This window comes from Nocardia sp. bgisy134 (assembly GCF_057708325.1).
The window spans coordinates 298,891-323,395 of record NZ_JBYIRW010000007.1 but is presented as its reverse complement, the minus strand read 5'-3'; the positions used below and the strand labels follow the sequence as shown (position 1 = coordinate 323,395).

Sequence of the window (24,505 nt, the reverse complement as noted above, 5' to 3'; positions counted from 1 at the left end):
CCCACCCCCCCCCCCCCCGCTTCTGTTTTTCCAACTCAGCGACCGGTGGCTTCGTACGCCTTGATCGCCTGCTCGAGCCTGGTGAACGCCGCGCCGAGGCTGGCGAGATCACCGCTGCGCTGGGCGTCACGCACGTTGCGCAGGGCCGCGTCCAGTTCCAGGACCGCCGCGTCCTTCGCGTTGGGCGACGGCGGTGCGACCCCCTGGGCGGGCGGCGGCGCGGTGACGCCCTGGTTCGGCGGCGGCGTCGTCCCCTGCTGGTTCGGCGTCTCGGCGCCCGGCGCCGTCGCGGCGCTGCCGCTGCCGGGGAAGATCTTGTCGAGGGCCGCCGCGAGCGTCGGCTCGTAGCCGACCAGCACCGATCCCGTCGCCGGATCGCGATAGCTCACGAGCACGCGAGCCAGCTGCGGGAAGGTCGAGGTGTTCGGTCCGCTGTTGCGTTCGGTGTACAGCGGCTCGACATAGAGAATGCCGCCGTCGGCGATCGGCAAGGTCAGCAGATTGCCGTATTTGATCTTGTTCGACCCTTGCAACAAAGTCTTGTCACGCGAGACCTCGTCGTTGATGGTCATCGTGTTCTGTGTTTGTTGCGGACCCTGGGTCTGCGAATCCGTCGGCAATTGCAAGATCGTGAACTTGCCGTAGTTCTCCGGATCCGAGCGCACCGAGATGTAGGCCGACAGATACTGCCGGTTGAAGCCGACCATGGCGCTGGTCAAATTGAACTCCGGTCGTCCGGTCTTCGGATCGCCGACCAGCACGTAGTACGGCGGCTGCTTGAAGGTGCCGCCCTCGATCGTCGGATCGCTCGGCACCGACCAGAACGCGTTGTTGGTGAAGAACTCTCGCGGATCGTTCACGTGGTACTTGCTGAGCATCTCGCGCTGCACCTTGAACAGATCCTCCGGGTAACGGAAGTGCGAGCGCAGCTCCGGCGAGATGTCGCTCTGCGACTTCACCGCGTTCGGGAACACTCCGCGCCACGCCTTCAGCACCGGATCGGTGGTGTCCACCTCGTACAGGGTGACGCTGCCGTCGTAGGCATCGACGACGGCCTTCACCGAGTTGCGGATGTAGCTGACCTCCTTGCGGGGCAGCAACCGTCCGGTCTTCTTGTCGACGCTGTCCTCGACCGCACCCTCGAGCGAGGTGCTCTGGGCGTAGGGGTAGCTGTCGAGCGTGGTGTAGGCGTCCACGATCCAGACGATGCGCTTGTCCACCACCGCGGGGTAGGCGTTGCCGTCGGCGGTCAGCCAGGGCGCGACCTTCTCGACCCGCTCCTTCGGATCGCGGTTGAAGATGATCTTCGAATCCTCACCGATCGCTCCGGAGAACAGGATGTTGCGCTCGGCGTACTTGGCCGCGAACGCCAGCCGGTTGAACCAGGAGCCGATCGGCACGCCGCCGGAACCGGTGTAGGTGTACTGCACATTGTCCAGGTCGTATTCGCGCGCGGGCTGCCCGGCCGCGCCGACGATGGCGTAGTCGGCGTCGGACTGGGAGATCAGCTCGCCATAGTAGATCCGCGGCTGGTCGACCTTGATGGCCTGGCGGTCCTGCGGCGTGGAGATGTCGCTGACGAAGCTCGACGGGCCGTCGTCGAAGACCGGAGACCCGCTGTCACTGCTGCCCGCGACGGTCGCGTCCTTGGCCGCGGCCTTGTTGATGCGATTGGCCGGGGCGGCGACGAAGCCGTTGCCGTGGGTGTAGACGGTGTGCCGGTTGATCCAGTCGGTCTGATTGTCCTTGAGGCTCTGCGGTTCCAGCTCGCGCGCCGCGACGATGTAGTCCTGGACCTCGCCCTCGATGGTGTAGCGGTCGATGTCGAGCGGGTTGGGGAAGCCGTAGAAGTTCTTCAGCTGGCGCAGCTGAGTGAAGGTCGGCGACAAGATATTCGGGTCGAGCAGCCGGATGTTGGAGATGGTGGTGCGGTCGGCGGGAACGTCACGCGGGTTCTTGGTACCGTCGCCCTTGTAGTTCTGGTATTCGACCTTGTCGTCGGTGATACCGAACGCCTGCCTGGTCGCGGCGATGTTGCGCTCGATGTACTCCGACTCCTTGTCGGCGGCGTTCGGGCGCACCGAGAACTGCTCGACCACCAGCGGCCACACCGCGCCGACCAGGATCGAGGAGAGCACGAGCAGCGCGGCGGCCATGGCGGGCACGCGCAGATCGCGCAGCACGATGCCGGCGAAGAAGGCCAGCGCGCAGATCACCGCGATGGACATCAGGATCAGCTTGGCGGGCAGCACCGCGTTGATGTCGGTGAAGGAACCGCCGGTGAAGGTGGGCTCCTTGCGCGCGCTGGAGAGCAGCTCGTAGCGGTCGAACCAGTACGCGATCGCCTTGAGCAGCACGAAGATTCCGGCGAGCACGGCGAGCTGGACGCGCGCAGGCCTGGTGAGCGTGCCCTCGCGGCCGCTCAGCCGCAGACCGCCGAAGACGTAGTGCGTCACCAGATTCGCGAAGAACGCGATCACCACGGCGACGAACAGCCAGTTCAGCACCATCCGGTAGAACGGCAGATCGAAGGCGTAGAAGCCGACGTCGAGGCCGAACTGCGGATCGGTCTCACCGAACGAACCGCCGTTCAAGAACAGCTGCACCGTCACCCAATTCGACTGCGCCACCAGGCCCGAGAGCAGGCCGAGCAGCACCGGGATGCCGATGCCGAAGAGCTTGAGCCTGCTCATCACGGTGGTGCGGTACCGGGCGATCGGATCGTTCGGCCCGGCGACCGGCACGAACACCGGCCTGGTCCGGTAGGCGAGCAGCAGCGCGAGCCACACCACCAGACCGACGAACACTGCCACCGCGGCGAACAGCAGGACGCGGGTCCGCAGCACCGTGAGATACACGTTGCGGAAACCGACTTCGCCGAACCAAAGCCAGTTGGTATAGGTGTCGGTCAGTCTCGGGCCCAACAGCAGCAACGCCGCCACGACGATGGCCGCCACCAGCAGCACGCGGCTGCGTCGAGACAACGAAGGTAAGCCGGTTGGGGGCCGCATGCCCACGGTGCCACTCTCCAGGGTCCGGCGGCGCCCACGCCCAATCGGTCGATGCGCCGCATTCCGACGTTGCGGTTCGGTCCTCGCGGACCGTCTGGCGCCCACTCTACGGAAACGGACATCGGGCCGTCGTGTGTGGCCTCGGTGAGCTCGGCGGAAGCGATTTCGGCGGCTTCGCTGAGACACCGGTGGCGGTGATGCGAGGATGTCCACCGTGAACGCCGATCTGCACGCCGAACTTGTCCTGTCCCGCGCCGTCCGGGAGGTCGCGGAGTTCGCCGACGCCGAAGGCTGGGGGCGGCCGCCGCAGATGTTCGCGCTGGTGCCGACCGCCGATCTGGTCGCGGCCGAACCCGGGCTGCTCGATGAGATCGATCAGGGCGACGAGCTCACCCCGATCGCGCAGGAGCCGCTGCCCGACGACATCACCGGCGGTTCGATCGCGCTCGACGAATTCCTCGCCACCACGAGCTGGCCGCCCGCCGTCCAGGGTTGTGTGCTGGTCCAGGAGATCGTGGTGCTGCCGCCGGATGCCGAGAGCACCCTCGACGACGCGCTCGCCCCGCTGCTCGCCGACCACGAGGCCGCCGACGCCGCGGCCCGCGCCGCCGCGGCCGCGCATCCGGAGCGCCGGGAGGCGCGGCTGTTCGCCGCTGTGCTGCGCGAGGGCGCGTCGCTGTCGCTGCTGCAGATCCGCCCGCAGGACGACGAGGACGATTTCGGCGACCTCGACCTGCGGACCTACCCGAACCTGGCGCCGAACCTCATCGAGGCGCTGCACCACACCCTGGAGTGATCAGCCGCAGCTCGGCGCCTCGGCGCCGACGTTGAGCGCGTTGAGCGACTGCACCGCGCTGTCCAATGTCTCCACCTTGACCAGGCGCAGGCCCTCGGGTGTGCGCTGCCTCGCCTCGTTGCAGTTGGCCGCGGGGACCAGGAACGTCTCGGCGCCCGCCTCACGCGCGGCCATCATCTTGTATTGGATGCCGCCGATCGGGCCGACCGCGCCGTCCTGATCGATGGTGCCGGTGCCCGCCACGAACTTGCCGCCGTCCAGGGGACCGGGGCTGAGCTTGTCGATCAGGGCGAGGCTGAACATCAGCCCCGCCGACGGGCCGCCGATATCGGCCAGATTGAAGGTGACCTGCATGGGCGGGAGCGCGCCCTCGCCCGGAGTGACGCCGAGGTAGCCCTTGGCCGGATCGTCCGGGCGCGCGCCGAGCGTGATCGTTGCGGTCTGTTCGGCGTTGTCGCGGCGGAAGACCACCGCCAGCTGGCTGCCCGGCGGCTGCGAGGACACCGCGGACACCAGGTCTTTGGGAGTCGCGATCGGCGCACCGTTGACGCTGACGAGCTGGTCTCCCGGCCGCAGCAGGTCCTTGGCGGGGGCGTCGTCGCCGACCTTGCGGATCAGCACCACGGTCGGCAGATTCAGGTAGTGCAGCGCCGCGACCTCGGCATTGCCCTCCGAATCCTTGAACTCCTGCTGATTGGACTTGTCGATCTCCTCGCGCGGCACCCCGGGCGGGTACACCTCGGCGCGCGGGACGAGACCGTGCTGGCCGCTCACCCAGAAGCCGAACGCCTCGAACAGGTTCAGCCCGTCGCGCACCGCCACCGTCGTCATGTTCAGGTGCCCCGAGGTGGGGTCGAGCTCGGTGCCGACGACGTCGACGACCTGCTTGCCCTCGACCTCGCCGAGCGTGTTGAAGGTTGGCCCGGGTCCGAGCGCGACGAACGGCACCTTGACCACGGTGCCGATGACACCGAGCACGAGCACCGGAACGAGCGCGGCAAGGAGGGTGAGGATCCGACGATTCACCCCGCCCACCATAGTGATCTCTCCTGGCGCCGGACGGCGCAGGCGCGGAATCCGCCGCCGCGCGCCGCCCGGTCGTTCGCTGTGCGCGTAATGCGAGCTCCGCGGGCCGGGGGCGGGCCGCCCAGGGTCACGAGCCGATTGTCCGCGCGTAACGTAAGAGGCATGACTGACTTCCCGTTCGGATTCTCGAACCGTGACGACGATGACGCGCGCAAGCGCGGCGAAGAGCCGAACGGTCCCGGGGCGAACAATCCGTTCGGGTTCCCGATCGGCGGCGGCGGGGCCGGGTTCGATCCCGCGCAGCTCGGCCAGATGCTGACCTCGCTGGGTCAAATGCTCAGCGGCATGGGGCAACCCGGCGGCGCGTCCTCGGGTCCGGTCAACTACGACGTCGCCAAGCGCCTGGCCCGCCAGCAACTCGGCGCCGATCTGACGCCCGTCTCGGCGGGCGCGAGGAAGGCGGTGACCGACGCGGCGCACCTGGCCGAACTCTGGCTGGACGGCGCGACGACGCTGCCCGCGGGCGCGACCAAGACGGTGGCGTGGACGGCCAACGATTGGATCGAGGAGACGCTGTCCACCTGGAAGCGGTTGTGCGACCCGGTCGCCGAGCAGATCTCGGGCATGTGGACCGCGCAGCTGCCCGAGGAGGCCAAGGAGTTCGCCGCGCCGATGGTCGGCATGCTCGGCCAGATGGGCGGCCTCGCGTTCGGCTCGCAGCTCGGCCAGGCGCTCGGCCAGCTGGCCAAGGAGGTGCTGACATCCACCGATATCGGTCTGCCGCTCGGCCCGAGCGGCACCGGCGCCCTGCTGCCCGCCGCGATCTCCGAGTTCAGCGCGGGCTTGGAGCAGCCGGAGAGCGAGATCCTGGTCTTCCTCGCGGCGCGCGAGGCGGCCCACCAGCGGCTGTTCGCGCATGTGCCGTGGCTGCGTCAGCAGGTGCTCGGCGCGGTGGAGGACTACGCGCGCGGCATCAAGATGGACTTCTCCGCGCTGGAGCAGGCGGCCCAGGGCATCGACCCGATGTCGCTGGCCGACCCGTCGAAGCTCGAGGAGATCCTGGCGCAGGGCGCGTTCGAACCGCAGACCACGCCCGAACAGAAGCAGGCGCTGGAACGCCTGGAGACGCTGCTCGCCCTGATCGAGGGCTGGGTGCAGGTCGTGGTGGCCGACGCCGTCGGCGACCGGCTGCCCGGCGCGGGCGCGCTGGCCGAGACGCTGCGCCGACGCCGCGCCACCGGCGGACCCGCCGAGCAGACCTTCGCCACCCTGGTCGGTCTGGAGCTGCGGCCGCGCAAGCTGCGCGAGGCCGCGGAGCTGTGGCGGCGGCTGACCGCCGACGCGGGCGTGGACGCCCGCGACGGCGTGTGGGCGCACCCGGACCTGCTGCCCGACTCCGAGGACCTGGACACCCCCGCGGGCTTCATCGACTCGGTCATCGGCGGCGGCGCGACCGCGTTCGACGATCCGCTGGCGCAGCTGGCCGAGACCGAGGCACGCGAGCGCGCCGAGGCCGATCGCGAGGGCGGCGACGGACCGGACACGCCCGACCTGGGCAAGGACAACGGCAAGTCCTGAGAGTTCGCCTTGTGAACAGCGCGAATTCCTGTGGATAACGACAGGATTCGCGGCCGTTCGCGGCGCGGGCGGTGCGCATACTGCTGGCCATGACCACATTGCGCCCACACGGCCCGATGCTGCATCCCCGGGTGACGATCCTGGTTCGCCCCTCGGGGGTGGTCCAACTCGGCTGGGATCCGGAACGCGCCCTGCTCCTCGAGCCGCCGGACCTGGACACCCAGACCGTCCTCGGCTTCCTGCGCCTGCTCGACGGGTTGCGGACCCGGCCGCAGATCCTGTGGCACGCGGGCCGCAGCGGCATCGCCGCCGAACGCGCCGGTGCGCTGCTGGACGAGATCGACGCCGCGGGTCTGCTGGTGCAGCCGCGGGAGCGGCCCGGCCCGATCCGCGCGGTGCGCGTGCACGGCCTCGGACCGCTCTCGGACGCGATCTCGGCGGGGCTGCGCCGGGTCGGCATCCGTCCTGAGCGATCGCGCGGGAACGCACCCGAGGTCCGGCCCGCGGGCAAGTGCGCCGACCTCGTGGTGCTCGCCGACACCGTGGTCACCGATCCACGGTTGGCGAGCGAGCTTGTGCTGCACCGCATCCCGCATCTCTCGGCGCGGATTCGCGACGGCCGCGGCATCGTCGGCCCGCTGGTGCTGCCCGGCGAGACCAGCTGCCTGCGCTGCGCCGACCTGACGCGGGTCGACTACGACGCCGACTGGCCCCATCTCGCCGCCCAGCTGCTCGGCCGGGTCGGTCACGCCTCCCCCGCCGCCATCGCCGCGACCGCGGCGCTCGCCCTCGGCGAACTCGAGGCGATCCTGGACTGCTCGCCGCGCAGGCCGCCCGCCACCCTGGACGCCACGCTCGAGTTGGACCTCGATTCGCACTTGCTGCAGCGAAGGTACTGGGCGCCACACGCCGCGTGTGGTTGTCGCACGATCGGCGTGGCGAGCGCAACGTGAGATCGAAAACTTCGAATTGCCATGGCAAAGCTACGGGTGTGTCCGCCATGATGGGGTGGTGTCTGAGATCGTGCGCCGTAGCTCGTCCCGCAACGCCAAGTTAGCCAAGATTCCGCTGGGCATCGCCGGACGAGCCGCCATGGGCTTCGGAAAGCGGCTCGCGGGTGGTGACAAAGGGGAGATCAACGCTCAGCTGAACCAGAAGGCCGCCGAACAGCTGTTCACCGTGCTCGGCGAGCTCAAGGGCGGCGCCATGAAGTTCGGGCAGGCGCTGAGTGTGATGGAGGCCGCTGTTCCCGAGGAGTTCGGCGAGCACTACCGCGATGCGCTGACGAAATTGCAGGCCGCCGCTCCGCCGATGCCCGCCGGGACGGTGCACCGGGTGCTCGATCAACAGCTGGGCACCCAGTGGCGGGAGCGCTTCCATTCCTTCGAGGACGCACCGTCGGCCTCCGCCAGCATCGGACAGGTGCACAAGGCGGTGTGGTCGGACGGTCGCACCGTGGCGGTGAAGGTGCAGTACCCCGGCGCCGACGAGGCGCTGCGGGCCGATCTCAAGACGCTGTCGCGGATGACCGGCCTGATCTCCTCGGTGATCCCCGGCGCGGACGTCAAGCCGATCCTGGCCGAGATCACCGAGCGGACCGAGGAGGAACTCGACTACCGCAACGAGGCCGCGAACCAGCGCGCCTTCGCCAAAGCCTTCGACGGCCACCCCGAACTGGTGGTGCCCAAGGTGGTGGCCTCCGCGCCGAAGGTGATCGTCACCGAATGGCTCGAGGGGACCCCGGTCTCGCAGATCATCAAGTCGGGCGCCGCCGACCCGGAAGGCAGCCTGACCCTGCGCAACCGGGTCGCGCTGCTGATGGGCCGCTTCCACTTCTCCTCGCCCGAGACCGTCGGCCTGCTGCACGCCGATCCGCATCCGGGCAACTTCATGATGCTTGCCGACGGCAGGCTTGCGGTGATCGATTTCGGCGCGTGCGCGCCGCTGCCCAACGGTTTTCCGGAGATTCTCGGGCGGATGTTGTCGCTGGCCGTCGAGGAGGACTACGACGCGCTCACCCAGTTGATGTACGACAACGGCTGGGTGATCCCCGGTCGCACGATCACCCATCGGGAGATCGCCGACTACCTGCGCCCGTTCGCCGATCCGATCAAGACCGATTCGTTCCACTTCACCCGCCGATGGATGCAGCGTGTCGCGGGCAAGGCGACCGACTTCACCAGCTCGGAGATGAAAACCGCACGGGCGCTGCAACTCCCGGCCGAGCACGTGATGATCTTCCGGGTGCTGGGCGGTTCGGTGGGCATCCTCGCCCAGCTGGACGCCGAGATACCGTTCATGCAGCTGGCTGCCACCTGGTTGCCCGGCCTGCGCGACGAACGCTCCGCAAGCTGAAAGAACCTCCCCCACAACGCAAACGAGCCGCCCACCTGATCTCGAGGTGAGCGGCTTGTTTGCTTTCTCGTTCCTGGGCCCTGCCGGGGTCCGGGTCGGACGGTGGGGCCTCAGCGACCGGAGGGAGGTGGGGCCGCGGCCCGGCACTCATGCCGGGACCGCGACCTTGCGCGGACGACCACGCGGACGCTTGCGGGCGATCACGACACCCTGGTCGAAGATCTCACCGCCCCATACGCCCCAAGGCTCGCGCCGATCGATGGCCGCGTTCAGGCAGCCCTTGCGGATCGGGCAGGACGCGCACAGCGCCTTCGCCTGCTCCAGCTGGACCGGGCTCTCCGCGAACCAGAGATCGGGATCTCCAGCTCGACAGGGCAGGACCCTGGTGACCTCCCGGGTGACAGCGACGGCCTGCGGCCAGCTCTCTGCGGGGAACACGTCGTTCTCCTTCAGTTCGTTCTGCAGCGGTTCGTTAGTTGTCCACGAAACCGGTGGCAAACGGCTGAAGGGCCGCTTAAAAGTACTGGCCACGGTTTCGCTTCTTGCGATCCGTGGCCAGGAGGCGTGGGGTGAGTCCCCTACCTAGGTCGACACCTGTGTCGATTCCTGATCACGGTCGCTGGGTGTGCGGTGCGGAGGCGTGCTGCCCGCAGATCGATGTCTGCCATGGGCTCTGCCGCCGGCTCATAGCCGGCTTCACGCGCAATGACGCCGACTGCCGCGTTGGCGGTCGGGTGCCAGCCCCCGCTGGGCTTGCCCTGGAGAAGGGTGTGAACTTGGCGAAGCGCCGGCGAAATCTTCACCGGCGTACCAAATCCGCACACTCCTGCCGAGGACAGACCGATCCCCTGCAAGGCGAGGATCCCCCGGGAAGCCGACATGGACGTATTGCCCGCAACGCCGATGGCGTCGAAGTTGTTGATGCCGTTCATTGGTCTGCCTCCCTCCTGTTCTCGTTGTGCCGAAACTGTCTGGTATCGAACCGAGTTGTCCGAAACTCTCCGCGCCGGAATGCCCTCCCGGTGCGTGATTCCCACCATAAGCAATGTCGGCGAAACCGACAACCTATTTTCTACCTGCGGTTTTGTGATGTCGAGCGGACACGCGACGCGACGATGGCGAGCACGTCGGCTCCGTAGTCGACGATCTTCTTCGCGCCGATGCCCGGGATCGCCTCCAGCGCACGGTCGTCTGCGGGCAGTTGCTCCGCGATAGCGGTGAGCGTGGTGTCGGTGAACACCACGAACTCCCGGACCCGCAGTGCCTCGGCCTTTTCGGCGCGCCACTCCTTCAGCGCCTCCAGCAGCGCCGAGTCCAGTTCCGCGGGGCAGCGACGGCAGCGGCCGAGCATGGTGGCGTAGGTGCCGATCAACGGCTTGGCGCAGACCCGGCAGGACGGGCGTACCCCATTGTTCTCGGGTCGGCCGGTCGACGCCGCGATCCGCGACGCGGGCGAATCGTCGGGCACCAAGCCGTTGAGGAAACGGGAACGGCGGCGGGTACGCCTGCTGCCCTCGCCCCGCGACAGCGCCCAGGACAGCCGCAGATGCTCGCGCGCCCTGGTCACGCCCACGTAGAGCAGCCTGCGTTCCTCTTCGAGCGCGGCCTGATCGCCGACCGAGCCGTCGTCGGCCAGCGCGTGGGCGATCGGCAGCGTGCCGTCGGCCAGCCCGACCAGGAAGACCGCGTCCCACTCCAACCCCTTGGCCGCGTGCAGCGAGGCCAGGGTGACGCCCTGCACGGTCGGTGGATGCCTGGCCTCGGCGCGCGCGGCCAGCTCGCGCAGCAGGCCGGGCAACTCGAGCTGCGCGTCGTGCTCGACCAATTCCTCGGTGAGCCGGACCAGCGCGACCAGCGACGACCACCGTTCCTTCGCCTGCGCGCCCGCGGGCTCGGTCGCCGTCAGCCCGACCGGCGCGAGCACGGCCTTGACCAGGGTGACCAGCGCCGCGCCGCGCCGCGACTGATCGGGCAGGTCGTCGCGGGCCGCGGCCTGGCGCAACGCCTGCACGGCCTGCCTGACCTCGGCGCGCTGGAAGAAGCCCTCGCCGCCGCGCACCTGGTATGGGATGCCGCGCTCGGTGAGCGCCTGCTCATAAGCCTCGGACTGGGCGTTGACGCGATAGAGCACCGCGATCTCCGCCGCCGGGGTGCCCGCCGCGATCAACCCCTTGATCGCGCCCGCCACCCCGACGGCCTCGGCCGGGGCGTCGTCGTATTCGGTGAACTCGGGCTCCGGCCCGTCCGCGCGCTGGCCGAGCAGCTGGAGCCTGGTGCCCGCGATGCGTCCGCGGGCGGCGCCGATCACCCGGTTGGCCAGCGACACCACCTGCGGCGTCGACCGGTAGTCGCGCTCCAGCCGCACCACCGTCGCGTCCGGGAAACGCCGCGAGAAGTCGAGCAGATAGCTCGGGGTGGCGCCGGTGAACGAGTAGATCGTCTGGTTCGCGTCGCCGACGACGGTCAGGTCGTCGCGCTCGCCGAGCCAGGCGTCGAGCACGCGCTGCTGCAACGGCGTCACGTCCTGGTACTCGTCGACCACGAAACTCCGGTAGCGACCGCGGAATTCGTCGGCGACGGCCGGATAGTCCTCCAGCGCTGCCGCGGTGTGCAGGAGCAGATCGTCGAAATCGAGCAGCAGTCCCTCGGCGGAGGTCTTCAGCGACTCGTAGCCCGCGTAGACCTCGGCCACCCGCACCGCGTCGTACGGCGGCTCGCGGTGCCGCTTGGCCACCGCCGCCGGGTAATCCTCCGGCGCGAGCAGGGTGGACTTGGCCCATTCGATCTCGCCGAGCAGGTCGCGGACGCTGTCGGTCGCGGTGCTCAGCCCCGCACGGTGCGCCGCCTGCGCGACCACCGTGAACTTGTTCTCCAGCAATCGCCATGGCACGTCGCCGACGACCTGCGGCCAGAAGTACTTCAGCTGGCGCAGCGCCGCGGCGTGAAAAGTGCGGGCCTGCACCTGTTTCGCCTCACCGGCGAGGCCCAGTCCGCGCAGCCGGGCGCGCAATTCGCCCGCGGCGCGGGCGGTGAAGGTGACCGCGAGCACCTGGTCCGGCTTGACGTGCCCCGCCGACACCAGGTGCGCGATCCGGTGCGTGATGGTCCTGGTCTTTCCGGTGCCCGCCCCGGCGAGCACGCACACCGGCCCGCGCGGCGCCCGGACGGCGGCGACCTGTTCGGGATCCAGGGCGTCGAGGTCGAAGGCGGGCACGGCCACCATCATGACAGCCCGGTCCGACAACCGGCCGCCGCGCCTGTCGGCCCTCGACGGCGAAGCGCGGGCGGTGTGGCGCCGGGCACTGTGGAACACGACGAGGTCTTACCGCGTTGAATGGTTCCGTGACTGACGTGAACCCCGTTCTGACCATGTACTCGACCACCTGGTGCGGCTACTGCCGCAGGCTGAAGAAGCAGCTGGACGAGTCCGGTATCAGCTATGTAGAGATCGATATCGAGCAGGACCCGGCCTCGGCCGAGTTCGTCGGTAGCGTCAACAACGGCAACCACGTGGTGCCGACGGTGAAGTTCGCGGACGGTTCGACGGCGACCAACCCGTCGCTGGCCGCCGTCAAGCAGACCCTCGCCGCCCTGGCCTGACGCTCAGTCCAGCGCCGCCCACGATTCGACGATGGTGCGCGCGATCGAGATGGAACCGGGGAGCAGCAGCCGCACGCCTTCCCGCTGGCCCGACCAGTCTCCGGCCGCGAGAGCCGCGCGCACCTCGGCCCTGGTGAACCAGTGCGCCTCGGCGATCTCGCCGTCGGAGAAGGCCAGCGGCTGCTCCGGGTCGGCGACGGCGGCGAATCCGAGCATCAGCGACCTGGGGAACGGCCACGGCTGACTGCCCAGGTAATGGATGTCGCGGACGTCGAGACCGACCTCCTCGCGCATCTCGCGCGCCACGCAGCGCTCCAGCGACTCACCCGCCTCGACGAATCCGGCGAGCAGCGAGAACAGCGTCGTCGGCCAGGTGTGCTGACGCGCGAGCAGCACCCGGTCGCCGCCGTCGTGGATCAGGCAGATGACGGCCGGGTCGATGCGCGGGAATTCCTCGTGCCCGGCCGCGGTGACCCGCGACCAGCCGCCCTTGGTGGCGACGGTGGTGCTCCCGTCGTACGCGCTGAAGCCGGACTTGTCGTGCCAGTTCAGCAGGGCCATGGCGGTGGAGAGCAGGCCCGCGGTGAAATCGTCCAGCTCGCCCGCGACGACGCGCAGGTCGGTGAGCGCGCCGGTGAGTTCGTTGTCACGCACCGCCCACAGGTGCCTGCCCTCGCCGACGCCGAGGAAAACCGCCGCCGGGCTCGGCTCCGAGGACAGCTCGACGGCCGCGTCCAACACCAGCGCGCCGCCCTCGAAACGCACCTGACCGCGGCGGTTCACCCGGAGCAGCCCGGCCTTTGCCCACCCCTCCTTCAGCGCGTTCTCGTCCGCGCGGATCTCCTCGGCGCGGTCGACCGCGGTACGGGACAGCAGGGGGATGGCGTTCAGCTGAAATGACACGCTTCGAGATTACTTCCGAACGCGGTCACTTCGCCGCTCGCCGGATGTAGAGCAGTTTGTCGCCCGCCTCGATCGCGTCCACTTCCGGCTCGCCGACCCGGATCAGATCGCCGCCGCGCACCACGCCGAGCACGATGTCGCTGAGATGCCGTGGGGATCCGCCGATCTCGCTCGGCTCGACCTCGCGCTCGGCCACCGCGAAACCCTGTTCCGGGGTCAGCAGGTCTTCCATCATCTCCACCACGGTCGGGGTGGTGGTGGCGATGCCGAGCAGACGGCCAGCGGTCTCCGAGGACACCACCACCGAGTCGGCGCCGGACTGGCGCAGCAGGTGGGTGTTCTCGGCCTCGCGGATGGCGACCACGATCTTGGCCTTCTTGTTGAGCTCGCGGGCGGTCAGGGTGACCAGCACCGCGGTGTCGTCGCGATTGGCGGCGACGATGACCGACGCCGCGTTCTGCACGCTGGCCAGCCGCAGCACGTCGGACTGGGTGGCTGAACCGTGCACGGTCACCAGGCCCGCGTTCGCGGCCGCCTCCAACGCGATCGTGTCGGTGTCGACCACCACGATCTCGGCGGCCTGCACGCCGTCGCCGAGCATGGCGTCGATGGCGGTGCGTCCCTTCGTGCCGTATCCGACGACCACGGTGTGATTACGCACGCTGCGCCTCCAACGCTGAATCTTGAATGCCTGACGGGATCGTTCGGTCAGCACACTGATCGTGGTACCGACGAGCACGATGAGAAAGAGGATGCGCAGCGGGGTGACGATGACGATGTTCACCAGCCGCGCCTCGGGCGAGGCCGGGGTGATGTCGCCGTAGCCGGTGGTGGACAGCGACACCGTCGCGTAATAGAACGCGTCGAGGAAGGACAGTTCGTCGCCGGTGTTGTCGCGATAACCCGCCCGCCCGACGTACACCACCAGCGCCGCGGTGAACAGCAGTCCGATGGCGAACGCGATCCTGCGGCTCAGCGAGACCCACGGGCTGATCTGCGTCTCCGGGATTCGCAGCAGACCGACGAGTGCGAAGTCGGGACGGGTCGACAGACCTGCTCGTCCCGCGCGATCTCCGAAATCACCGAGCATCGTTCTCACCTGCCCGCCCGTTCGCCGCGCGGTCTATCTCCGGCACTGTCTCTCCCTCCGGCACAGCACGGGAGCCTACCGGGTCGCCGTCGCGCCACCCTGACTCGACGCGAACACTCGGTGAATGTCAGGGTGAGTACTCATGGCAGACATTCGACCGACCCCCGGCAGGCGGCCCGCGCTGTTTCTGGCGGCCCTGCTGTTCGGCAGCGGGGTCATGCATTTCGCGCGGCCCAAGTTCTTCGACTCCATCGTGCCCAGGCTGCTACCCGGCCGAGCGCGCGACTACACCTACGCGTCGGGCGTCGCCGAGCTCGGCGTGGCCGCCGCGCTCGCGGCGCCGCGCACCCGGCGTCTCGGCGGACGGCTGGCGGCGCTGCTGTTCGTCGCCGTGTTCCCGGCGAACGTGCAGATGGCCGTCGACGTGACGCGCAGCGAGAAGGCTTCGCGGGTGCTGAAGATCGGCAGCGTGCTCCGGCTGCCGTTGCAGATCCCGCTGGTCACCACGGCGCTGAAAGTTTCGCGCCAGAGCTGAAGACCCACACGGGTCACTCGTCCTGCCTGGTGGGCGCGGCCGATCGGATCAGCGCGGCCAGCTCCTCGGGTCCGGGCAGCTCGGCGGGCGCGATGGTGCGTCCCGAGCGCACGTAATGGAAAGCGGCGCCGATCATCTCGAGCATCTCGCGTTCGGTGCCGCCGTGCCTGGCGGCCATCAGGCGGGCCCAGGCCAGCCGGTAGATGGCCAGCTGCATGGCCACGGCCGGTTCGTCGGCGGGACCGGGTTCGGCGCCGGTCTTCCAGTCGACCACGGTCCAGCCGCCGCCCGCCTCGGCGAACACCGCGTCCATCCGGCCGCGGATCACGGTTCCCGCGATCGAGGTCTCGAAGGGCACCTCCACATCGAGCGGACTGCGGTGCGCCCACGGCGAATTCAGGAACGCGTCCTGCATCCTGGCGAGTTCGGCGTCGACGCTCGCGTCGTGCGGATCGGGCTCGCCCGCGCCGGGGAGTTCGTCGAGCCCGAGCAACCGGGTGCCCGCGAACCAGCGCTGCACCCAGGCGTGGAACGCGGTGCCGCGCCGGGCCAGCGGATTCGGCGGGTACGGCAGCGGACGGCGCAGGCGCCGAGCCAGTTTCGCCGGATCGGCGCGCATCTCCACCAGGGCGGTGGCCGGGATCTGGCCGGGCAGTTCCACCTCCTGGGCCGCGGCGAGGCCCGCCTCGTGCTCGGCGAGCAGGGCGTCCACGTCGGCGGCCCAGCCTTCCGGATCGTCCGGATCGGCGGCCTGATCCTCGGGGGCGAGCTCGTCCGGCGGCGGCTCGAAGTCGTCGGGGAACGGTGCGAAATCGTCAGTCGGCGCGAGGAGTTCGTCGACCGAGAACAGGGCGTCGGGTTCCGCCTGGGGTGCCACGCTCGGCGCGGGTCCGGCAGGCGGCGCACCCGTGGCGGACTTTCCGGCGGCAACTCGCGGGTCGGCGGGCTGGGCGCGCAGGTCCCTCAGCGCGGAGCGGACCAGGGCGGCGCCCTGCTCGATCGGATCGCGGCGGGGTCCGAGCGGGTCGCGGGGCCACTCGGCGCTCGCCGGATTGTCGGTGAACGGGTTGACCGCGTCGACCTCGGGCGGATCGTCCCATCTCGCGATGTCGAGCACGCCGAACGCCGGTCCGTCGGCCGACTCGCTCGCGTTCTTCAGTTCCAGCAGGAAGTCCGACGGCCCCTTCGGCGCGGAGCCGGTCTCGGCCCAGTGATGCGCCGAAACCAGCAGCACCCGTTCGGTTCTGGTGAGCGCGACGTAGAACAGCCGCCGCTCCTCGTCGAGGCGCCTGCGGTCCAGCGCCGACTTGTGCGCCTTGATGGCGGCCTCCAGGTCGGCCCGGTCGTACAGATCCGCGAGATCCAGGACCGGGACGCCCTCGGCGGCGTCGTCCTGGATGCGGTCGCCGCGCAGCGAGGTGGGCAGCTCGGCCAGCGCGCCGAGCCAGGTCGCCGAGGCAGCGCCCGAGGGAAACACCCCGCGCACCACGTGCGGCACCGCGACGATCTCCCATTCCAGCCCTTTTGCCGCGTGCACCGTCAGCACCTGCACGCGGTCTTTGGCCACCTCCACCTCGCCAGGCTCCAACCCGTTCTCGACCGACTCGGCGGCGGCGAGGAAGGCGAGCAGACCGGTCAGCGAGGCGCCGGTGTCGGCGGCGTAGCCTGCCACCACCTCGGCGAACGCGTCCAGGTGTTCGCGGCCCGCTCCGGTGCCGGCCATGGCACGGCGCGCCTGGGTCTCGACGCCGACGCCGATGGTGCGCTCCACATCGGCCACGAGCTCGACCAGTGGCTGGCCGCTGCGTTCCCGCAGGGCGGCGAGTTCCCGGCCGAGCGCCTCGATGCGGGTGTAGCCCGAGGCCGAATAGTTCTCCTGCGGACCGGGATCGGCGATCGCGTCGGCCAGCCCGGCCTGCTCGGCCGGTTCCGGGGCCACCTCGCGCAACGCGGCGGCCAGCGCGGCGCCGTCGGTGATCTCGTCGCTCTCGCCGCCGGACAGTCTGCTGATGGACAGCGCCCTGGCGCGCCGGGCCAGCGCGGCGAGGTCGGCGACACCGATGCGCCAGCGTGCTCCGGTGAGGACGCGCACGGCCGCGCTGCCTGCGGCGGGCTCGGCGACCAGGCGCAGGGTGGCGACGATATCGGCCACCTCGGGTGTGGCGAGCAGGCCGCCGAGGCCGACGATCTCCACCGGAAGCCCCCGAGCGCGCAGGGCTTCCGCGAGCGGGGCGGCATCGGCGTTGCGGCGCACCAGGATCGCCGACGTCGGCGGCGGCTCTCCCGCGCCGTGCCGCGCCGACCATTCGGCGGCGATCCGCTCGGCGACCCAATCCCGTTCGTCCGCGACGGTTTCGGTGAGCGCCACCGCGACCACACCGGGTTCCGCGCTCGGTTTGGCGCGCAGCGCGTCGACGGTGACACCGCCCGCGTCGAGCGCGGTGCGGCGCAACGGGTCGGCGACCAGGTTGGCGAGGGCGAGGGCCTCGGGCGGATTGCGCCAGCTGGTCAGCAGCGGCAGGATCGGCGCGGGCACGCCGGGCGCCAGCGGGAAGTCGGTGGCGAAGCGGGGCAGGTTGGCCGCGGACGCGCCGCGCCAGCCGTAGATGGACTGCATCGGGTCGCCGACCGCGGTCACCGCCAGACGCCGTGCGGCGCGGCCCGATTCGTCGCGCGGCGGGGGCGCTTCGCCCCCGAACAGCGCGGCCAGCAGAATGCGCTGAGCGTGGCCGGTGTCCTGGTACTCGTCGAGCAGCACCAACCGGAAGCGCCCTCGCTCGGCGGTGGCCACCTCCTGATGCTCGGCCGCGAGCCGCGCGGCCAGCGACATCTGGGCGCCGAAATCCAGTGCGCCCCTGCGGCGCAGCGCCGCGGCCAGCTGCTGGACCAGCGGCAACAGCGCAACACGTTCGCGCTGCACCTGCACGATGGACAGCAGCGCCTGGCTCGGCCCGCCGCGCTGCCGCGGACCGGCGGGCAGGGTGTGCACGAGCTTCTCCAGTTCGGTGTGGGCCTCGGCGAGCTGTTCGGCTTCCACCAGGTGTTCGGCGAGCTGACCGGAGAGCGCGAGCACCGCCTCGGTGACCGAGACCGGGGTACGGTCGGTGTCCAGGTCACCGTCCCACGCCCGCACCACCTGGTGCGCGAGCTGCCACAGCTGGGTCTGGGTGAGCAGGGTCGCCGACGGCTCCACCGGAAGCAGCAGGCCGTGCTCGGTGAGCAGCCGCCCCGCGTAGGAGTGGTAGGTGCTGATCTCGGGTTCGGCCCCGGACAGCTGCGCGCGCAACTCCCCGGACGGGTCCAGCTCGCGCAGCAGTGGCGAACCCGCCAGCCGCGCCAGCCTGGTCCGAATGCGAGCGGTCAACTGCTGGGCGGCTTTTCGCGTGAAGGTCAGGCCGAGCACCTGATCGGGCAGCACCAGCCGATTGGCCACCATCCACACCACGCGCGCGGCCATCGTCTCGGTTTTGCCCGCGCCCGCGCCCGCGACCACCAGCGTGGGTCCGGGCGGTGCGGCGATCACCGCGGCTTGTTCGTCGGTCGGGGGTGGCAGGCCGAGCGCCTCGGCGATCCGCTGAGGCGTCACGGCGGGGTGACTCACTCGTCGGTCACCTGCCTTCCGGTGTCCTGCACCGGACAACTGCCGGCCACCGCGCAGTGACGGCAGCCGTCGTTGCGCATGGCGAGGTAGCTCGGGCCGCGGGTGGACGCGGCGGCGTCGTGGATCGTCGTTCGCCACTTGTCGAGCGCCTCGGGGTCGAGCGGCTCCTGCATGCGCTGAGTGGCGCCCTCTTTGCTGCTCGGCTTGGCCACATACACCAGGCGGGCACCGCCCGGCTCGCCGACAGACTCGGATTCCGTTGGTGTCCGGTCGCTCTCGGCGGGGCCCGATCCGTCCAGCGCGCCCAGCGCGGCCGCCACCTGGTAGGTCGCCAGCTGCGCGTGGTCGGCGGCGGCCTGTTTGCTGATGGGAGTCTTGCCGGTCTTCACGTCGACGATCACGAAGCGGCCCATGGCATCTCGCTCCAGCCGGTCCACCCGGCCCTTGATGCGCACCGGCGGTTCGTCGTCGTCACGCGGCGGCAGCACGCAGTCGACGGGCACCTCGACACCGGCCTGGGTGAGCTCGCCGCGGGTATTGCGCACCCAGGCCATGAACGTCTCCAGCATCGCCTCGGTGCGCCGCAGCTCCTGGCGGGAATGCCAGCCGGTGCCGGGATCGATGGCCTGCCACGCCCGGTCGAGCGCCGCCCGCACCTGTGCCTCGGGCACCTTGCCCGCCAGCGCCTGCACCAGGGTGTGCACCAGATTGCCCTTGACGGCGTGCGGATTGTCGCCGTCGGTGCCGCCGTGCCGCTCCAACGCCCAGCGCAGCGGGCAGGTGCGTAGCAGTTCCACGGTGGACGGCGACAGCGCGACCGCGGTCTCCTCGTCGTCCCACAGCGGGCGCGCCGAACTGAGTTCGGCGGTGCCGTACCACTCCTCGGGGTGGGTGCCGCGCACCCCGGCGTGCGCCAACCTGGCCAGCTGGTGCGCGGCCCTGCGACGGCGCTCCGGGTCGGCCTCGGCGTCGCAGACCACGCCGCGCAACTCGGCCACCAGCGAATGCATGACGAGGGCGCGACCGGGGTCGGCGACCGGCAGCGCGCCCGGCTCGGTGTCGTCGTCGTGACCCAGCAGCTCGGACAGGAAGCGGGATGGCACCAGATCCCGTTCGCCCGAAACGGATTCGACCGCCGTCACCAGCAGCGAGCGCCTGGCCCTGCTGCACGCGACGAGCAACAGCCTGCGCTCCTCGGCCAGGATCGGCGCGGCGCGGCTGACCGATTCGCCTGACAAACCGATGCCCACGCTGAGGTCGACCAGATCCTCGGTGTGCAGCAGGGTGCCGCGCGGCCGCGGATTGGGCCAGATACCCTCCTGCACGCCCGCGACCGCGACCACGTCCCACTCCCGGCCCGCCGCGGCGTGCGCGCTGAGCAGAGCGACGGCCTCCCCCGGCGCGGTGAGCGGGGCGGTGTCCTGCGGAATCTCCTGCTGGAGAAGGTATTCCACGAAGCCCTCGATGCCGGCGCGGGGAATACGGTCGACGTAGGCCGCCGCGGCGTCGAACAGGCCGACGGCGGCGTCGAGGTCGCGGTCGGCCTGCATGCCGACCGCGCCGCCGCGTTCGGATTGGGCGACCCAGCGCCGTTCCAGGCGGGAAGCGGTCCACAGCGCCCAGAGCACGTCCTCCAGACCGGTGGCCCGTCTGCGCGCCTTGCGGCCGCGGTCTAGGGCGGCGAGCACGCGATGCAGCGGCGCGGCCTCGACGTCGGTGAGGCGATCGAGGATCGCCCGATCGCCGATGCCTACGAGAAGATCGCGCAGGACCTCGGCCGACGACTGCTCGAGCAGGGTGGGACTCACGGTGTCGCCGCGGGTTTCGTTGCCACCGGCATCGTCGGGCACGGCCCCGTTCCCGGCCGCCCCGCCGGGGGCCGGACGCTCGTCACCGGGACGGCTCGGCACATAGCTGTCGTCGGCGTGCTCGGCGACCTCCAACCCCCACTCGAGATCGGCTTCCCGCCACTCGGATTCGCTGACGATCGACTCCGGATCGGCGGCGGTCCACTCGGATTCGGTTGGGCTCCAGTCCGATTCGGCGTCATTCCAGGGCGGGTCGTGCGGCGCGAGGCTCTGCGAGGGGGCGAGGTCGGCATCGGGCCGCTCCTGAAGCGAGCCGTCCGGCTGGGGCACGTCGGCGGGTAGCGGCAAGCTCTCCGAAACGTCATCGGGCGGCAGGTCGTCATCGAGGGGAAAGGCATCCTCGGGCAGCGGCGCGACGTCCGGCGGCAGTGCACCGTCGGGTGGCAGAGCATCGTCCGGCGGCAGAGCATCGTCCAGTGGCGGAGCGTCATCCGGCGGCGGCACGTCGTCCGAGGCCAGCGCCTCGGCCCACGCTTGCCCCTCGGCCCTTTTCGCCGTTCCGCGCTCCACCTCCAGCACCGCACGCCGAACCCCGCGGCGCAAGCGCCGAAGGGTGATCTGGTCCGCGCCGCCGAGCGGCCCGGAGAGCAGATCGAGCGCGTCCTCGGCGGAGAACATCGCCTCCCCGGCTCGCCGCGACCGTTCACCAGCGAGGAGCGCGCGCAACGCGAGCAGCATCCAGGCCGCGCCGCGCCGCCTGGCCAGCGGCACGTCCAGCGCGGGCTGTCGCACCGGCACGCCCGCCGCGAGCAGCGCGCGCCGCAACGGGGCCAGAGAGAGCGGCACCGAACGGACGATCACCGCCATCTCGGACCAGGGCACCCCGCCGGTGAGATGCGCGCGCCGCAAATGATCGGCGATCAGCGCGGCCTCCTTGGCGGGCGTGGCGAGCACGCGGACGCGGACCGCGACGCCGTCGTCCTCCTGCGTCGCCTCGGGGTCCGGCACCGGAAACCGTTGCGGCGCACTGCCCGGCAACCTGGCCGCGACCCGCGCGACCGCCAGCCGCACCTGGGCGCCGGACCGATGATTGTGCCGCAACACGACGCGCCGCTCCTCCGGCGCGCCGGGATCGGCGGCGAACCGGGGGTCGGCGCCGCGGAAAGCGAACACGCCCTGGTCCGGATCGCCCGCGACGACCGCGCAGTGCGCCGCCGCGCCGATGACGCGGACCAGGGTCGCGGCCTGCGGATCGAGGTGCTGCGCGTCGTCGACCAGCAGATAGTCGATCCTGGACCGTTCGTCGGCGAGCAGATCCGGGTCGGCGGCCAGCGCGTCGAGCGCCGCGCCGATCAGTTCCGCGGCGTCCAGCGCGGGCGCGGTGGCCTCCGGCGCTTCGACGCCGACCGACCAGCGCAGCAGCATGGCCTGCTCGTAGCGTTCCGCGAAGCGGCCCGCCGCCACCCATTCCGGCTTGTCGTGTTCGCGGCCGAGCGCCACCAGATCCTCCGGGCCGATGCCGCGTTCGGTGGCCCGCAGCATAAGATTGCGCAACTGCTCGGCGAACCCGGCGAGGCCGAGCGCGGGCTGCAACCGCTCCGGCCAGAGACCTGTCGCGCCGTCGGCGATGTCGGTGAGGTCGCCGCGCAGCATCTCGCGCAGCACGGCATCCTGCTCGGCACCGGTCAGCAAACGCGGCGGCGGGTTGCCGTGCGCGGCTGCGTGCCTGCGCAGCACGGCGAAGGCGTAGGAGTGCAGGGTGCGCACCAGCGGCTCCCTGGTGGCGCCGGGCACGCCGCCTTCGTCGTCGGGTCCGGTCCCGCTCAGTCGCGCGGTGACGGCGTCGCGCACCGCGGCCGCCGCCTGCTTCGAATGGGTCAGGAGCAGCAGCGATTCCGGATCGGCCCCGGCCGCGATGCGGGTGGCCGCCAGATCGGTGAGCAGCGCGGTCTTGCCGGTCCCCGGACCGCCGAGCACCTGCCACGGTCGCCATCCCGGGCGCGCGGGCCCGACGACCGCCATGGCCTCGAGCAGCGGGCGCACCTCGGCGCCCCAGAGCCCTGCCCGGGGTGCCGTTGCGTTCCGGCGAACAAGTCGCACCGCGCTATCCGATCGCACCACGTCGGCTATTGCAACAGACAGGGCTGACACGCCATCGGCCCACTCCGGCCGGACGTTGTCCACGTCACGGCCACCTCCGCGACACCGGGACGCCGCCGCCCCGGCGGCCCTTCCGAGCGGCGAGCCGCCCGACCCGACAGAATGGGCCGGTGTCGACTCTCCACGTTCACCGCTTCGGTCCCGCCGAAGGATCGACCGTGCTCGCCCTGCACGGGCTGACCGGGCACGGCCACCGCTGGGCCGCGCTGGCCGCCGAGCACCTCCCCGATGTCCGCGTCGTGGCGCCGGACCTGCGCGGACACGGCCGGTCGACGGCGCTGCCGCCGTGGGACTTCGAGACGGTCGTCGCCGACCTGGTCGACCTGCTCGCCGCCGAGACCAACGGCCCGGTGCTGGTGGTCGGCCATTCCTTCGGCGGCGCGGTCGCCGTGCACCTGGCCGCTCGCCATCCGGAGCTGGTGCGCGGGCTCGTCCTGCTCGATCCCGCGATCGCGGAGGACGCGAGCCTGCTCGCCGACATCGCGGCCAGGACGGTCGCGCACCCCGACTACGCCGATGTCGACGACGCGCGCCGGGACAAACTCGCCAGCGCCTGGCACGACGTCGAACCCCGGCTGCTGGAGGCCGAGCTCGCCGAGCACTTGACACCCACCGAGGACGGCCGGGTCGGCTGGCGGCTGAGTCTGCCCGCCGTCATTTCTTACTGGGGCCAGCTGGCTCGCGGGTTCGTGCTGCCGCCCGCCGACGTGCCGACGGTGCTGGTGCAGGCGATGAAGGTGCAGCCGCCGTTCGTGACGCCCGAGTTCCGCGCCGCCCTCGTCGCGCAGCTGGGCCCGCGACTGACCGTGCACGAATTCGACTGCGACCACATGGTCGCCCAGGCGCGTCCGGCCGAGACCGCCGCACTGATCCAGGCGGCCCTGTAGACCTTCCGGGCCGCGCGAGCTGTTGACGACCCCCGCTCGACAGGGCACATTTGTCCGGTGCCGACCTCCGACGCCGATATCGAGCGGGTCCGCGAGCTCGTCGCGAGCATTCCCTCCGGCAAGGTCGCCACCTACGGCGACATCGCCGCCGCGGTCGGGCTCTCCACCCCGCGCACGGTCGGCTGGATCATGCGCACCGACGCCGCCGACCTGCCGTGGCACCGCGTGCTCGGCGCGGGCGGCAAGCCCGCCGCCCACCTGGCCGACCGCCAGTTGCGGCTGCTCGCGGCCGAGGGCGTGCCGATCAGGGAGGGCCGGGTGGATCTGCGCGAAGCGCGTTTCCGGTTTCCCGAACTTCCGGATCCGCCAAGGCGTTAACGTGGAATCATGTCCACCCGCCTGGCGTGTGTCGTCTTCGATGCGCAGCGGCCGCGCGTCGTCGCGGAGTTCTGGGCGCAGCTGCTCGGCTGGTCGGTGACCGTCGACCGGGCCGACCGGGTCGACGTCGCCGCGCCCGACCCCGACGGCCTGGACATCGCGCTGACCTTCCTGGCCGCCGACACCGCGAAGAGCGGCAAGAACCGCCTGCACCTCGACCTGGCCAGTCGCTCGCTCGACCATCAGCGCGTCCAGGTGGACCGGGCGCTGGTACTGGGGGCGCGGCACGTCGACATCGGACAGGGCGGGACGCCGTGGGCGGTGCTCGCCGACCCCGAGGGCAACGAATTCTGCGTGCTGGAACCGCGGGAGCAGTACGTGGACACCGGCGCGGTGGCGGCCATCGTGATGGACACCCATGAGCCCGCGCGGCTCGCTCGGTTCTGGTCGGCCGCCTCGGGCTGGCCGATCGCGCATTCCGGCCCGCACGTGGCCGGTCTGCGTTCCGCCACAGGGCTCGGGTCCTGGCTGGAGTTCGTCCGCACCCCGGACGTGAAGAGCGGACGCAATCGGCTGCACCTCGATCTCGCGGCGTTCCCCACCGACGATCCCGCGCGCGAGGCGGCGCGGCTGCTCGCGGCGGGCGCCGTCCCGCTCGGCGACAGCGGCGGCGGACCGAATACCGTGTTCGCCGACCCGGAGACCAACGAGTTCTGCCTGCTGCGCCGATCGCCCGACCTGTCCAGGGTCTGAGCTCGGGATCGCCCCTCCGACGGG

Annotated in this window: 18 protein-coding genes; 9 read left to right on the top strand and 9 right to left on the bottom strand. The window is 70.8% G+C overall.

The window, feature by feature from the left end:
- Window positions 1-35 precede the first annotated feature (35 nt).
- Window positions 36-3,017, bottom strand: a complete 2,982-nt coding sequence (locus AC3ERS_RS15615) for a UPF0182 family protein (protein WP_431967961.1) — start codon at window positions 3,015-3,017, stop codon at window positions 36-38.
- Window positions 3,018-3,216: 199 nt separating this feature from the next.
- Between AC3ERS_RS15615 and AC3ERS_RS15610 the strand changes: the two genes are divergently transcribed.
- A complete protein-coding gene (locus tag AC3ERS_RS15610; RefSeq protein ID WP_431967959.1) occupies window positions 3,217-3,807 on the top strand; it encodes a PPA1309 family protein in 591 nt (196 codons plus the stop codon).
- On the opposite strand, the gene AC3ERS_RS15605 is transcribed toward AC3ERS_RS15610, so the two are convergent.
- Entirely contained in the window at window positions 3,808-4,833 is a 1,026-nt protein-coding gene (locus AC3ERS_RS15605; protein WP_431967957.1) for a YlbL family protein, read from the bottom strand.
- Window positions 4,834-4,995: 162 nt separating this feature from the next.
- Here AC3ERS_RS15605 and AC3ERS_RS15600 point away from each other — a divergent pair, with 162 nt between their 5' ends.
- From AC3ERS_RS15600 to AC3ERS_RS15590, 3 genes are all read left to right on the top strand, one after another.
- Window positions 4,996-6,411 (top strand): zinc-dependent metalloprotease, encoded by a 1,416-nt coding sequence (locus AC3ERS_RS15600; RefSeq protein WP_431967955.1) that lies wholly within the window; start codon window positions 4,996-4,998, stop codon window positions 6,409-6,411.
- Between the two features lie 89 nt (window positions 6,412-6,500).
- Window positions 6,501-7,364, top strand: coding sequence for a hypothetical protein (locus AC3ERS_RS15595; RefSeq protein ID WP_431967953.1), 864 nt, complete (start codon window positions 6,501-6,503; stop codon window positions 7,362-7,364).
- Window positions 7,365-7,422: 58 nt separating this feature from the next.
- Window positions 7,423-8,766, top strand: coding sequence for an ABC1 kinase family protein (locus AC3ERS_RS15590; RefSeq protein WP_431967951.1), 1,344 nt, complete (start codon window positions 7,423-7,425; stop codon window positions 8,764-8,766).
- A gap of 147 nt (window positions 8,767-8,913) precedes the next feature.
- Here the strand turns inward: AC3ERS_RS15590 and AC3ERS_RS15585 are convergent, their stop codons facing one another.
- From AC3ERS_RS15585 to AC3ERS_RS15575, 3 genes are all read right to left on the bottom strand, one after another.
- Window positions 8,914-9,204 (bottom strand): WhiB family transcriptional regulator, encoded by a 291-nt coding sequence (locus AC3ERS_RS15585; protein ID WP_431967949.1) that lies wholly within the window; start codon window positions 9,202-9,204, stop codon window positions 8,914-8,916.
- 140 nt (window positions 9,205-9,344) lie between these two features.
- The gene (locus tag AC3ERS_RS15580) at window positions 9,345-9,698 is read right to left on the bottom strand and encodes a hypothetical protein (RefSeq protein WP_157120265.1); all 354 of its coding nucleotides are present in this window, start codon (window positions 9,696-9,698) and stop codon (window positions 9,345-9,347) included.
- Between the two features lie 140 nt (window positions 9,699-9,838).
- Window positions 9,839-11,992: an ATP-dependent DNA helicase UvrD2 gene (locus AC3ERS_RS15575; RefSeq protein ID WP_431968011.1), complete on the bottom strand. Its 2,154-nt coding sequence runs from the start codon at window positions 11,990-11,992 to the stop codon at window positions 9,839-9,841.
- Window positions 11,993-12,135: 143 nt separating this feature from the next.
- Here AC3ERS_RS15575 and AC3ERS_RS15570 point away from each other — a divergent pair, with 143 nt between their 5' ends.
- On the top strand, window positions 12,136-12,366 hold the full coding sequence (locus tag AC3ERS_RS15570) for a mycoredoxin (RefSeq protein WP_431968009.1): 231 nt from the start codon (window positions 12,136-12,138) through the stop codon (window positions 12,364-12,366).
- 3 nt (window positions 12,367-12,369) lie between these two features.
- Here AC3ERS_RS15570 and nudC read toward each other — a convergent pair whose 3' ends face one another.
- Together nudC and AC3ERS_RS15560 are read right to left on the bottom strand one after the other, a co-directional pair.
- Window positions 12,370-13,269: an NAD(+) diphosphatase gene (nudC, locus tag AC3ERS_RS15565; protein WP_431967947.1), complete on the bottom strand. Its 900-nt coding sequence runs from the start codon at window positions 13,267-13,269 to the stop codon at window positions 12,370-12,372.
- 25 nt (window positions 13,270-13,294) lie between these two features.
- Window positions 13,295-14,359: a potassium channel family protein gene (locus AC3ERS_RS15560; protein WP_431967945.1), complete on the bottom strand. Its 1,065-nt coding sequence runs from the start codon at window positions 14,357-14,359 to the stop codon at window positions 13,295-13,297.
- Between the two features lie 142 nt (window positions 14,360-14,501).
- Between AC3ERS_RS15560 and AC3ERS_RS15555 the strand changes: the two genes are divergently transcribed.
- Entirely contained in the window at window positions 14,502-14,894 is a 393-nt protein-coding gene (locus AC3ERS_RS15555; protein ID WP_431967943.1) for a DoxX family protein, read from the top strand.
- A 13-nt stretch (window positions 14,895-14,907) separates the two neighbouring features.
- On the opposite strand, the gene AC3ERS_RS15550 is transcribed toward AC3ERS_RS15555, so the two are convergent.
- Complete coding sequence (locus AC3ERS_RS15550) at window positions 14,908-18,495, bottom strand: ATP-dependent helicase (protein ID WP_431967941.1); 3,588 nt, start codon at window positions 18,493-18,495, stop codon at window positions 14,908-14,910.
- Window positions 18,492-22,421 (bottom strand): PD-(D/E)XK nuclease family protein, encoded by a 3,930-nt coding sequence (locus AC3ERS_RS15545; RefSeq protein ID WP_488186845.1) that lies wholly within the window; start codon window positions 22,419-22,421, stop codon window positions 18,492-18,494. Before AC3ERS_RS15545 ends, AC3ERS_RS15550 begins: the two co-directional genes overlap by 4 nt.
- 152 nt (window positions 22,422-22,573) lie before the next feature.
- On the opposite strand from AC3ERS_RS15545, the gene AC3ERS_RS15540 reads away from it, so the two are divergent.
- Genes AC3ERS_RS15540 through AC3ERS_RS15530 form a run of 3 tightly spaced genes read left to right on the top strand, consistent with a single transcriptional unit; the run spans window position 22,574 to window position 24,481 of the window.
- The gene (locus AC3ERS_RS15540) at window positions 22,574-23,350 is read left to right on the top strand and encodes an alpha/beta fold hydrolase (protein ID WP_431967937.1); all 777 of its coding nucleotides are present in this window, start codon (window positions 22,574-22,576) and stop codon (window positions 23,348-23,350) included.
- A 57-nt stretch (window positions 23,351-23,407) separates the two neighbouring features.
- Entirely contained in the window at window positions 23,408-23,728 is a 321-nt protein-coding gene (locus tag AC3ERS_RS15535) for an MGMT family protein (protein ID WP_431967935.1), read from the top strand.
- A 9-nt stretch (window positions 23,729-23,737) separates the two neighbouring features.
- A complete protein-coding gene (locus AC3ERS_RS15530; RefSeq protein WP_431967933.1) occupies window positions 23,738-24,481 on the top strand; it encodes a VOC family protein in 744 nt (247 codons plus the stop codon).
- The last annotated feature ends 24 nt before the right edge of the window (window positions 24,482-24,505 follow it).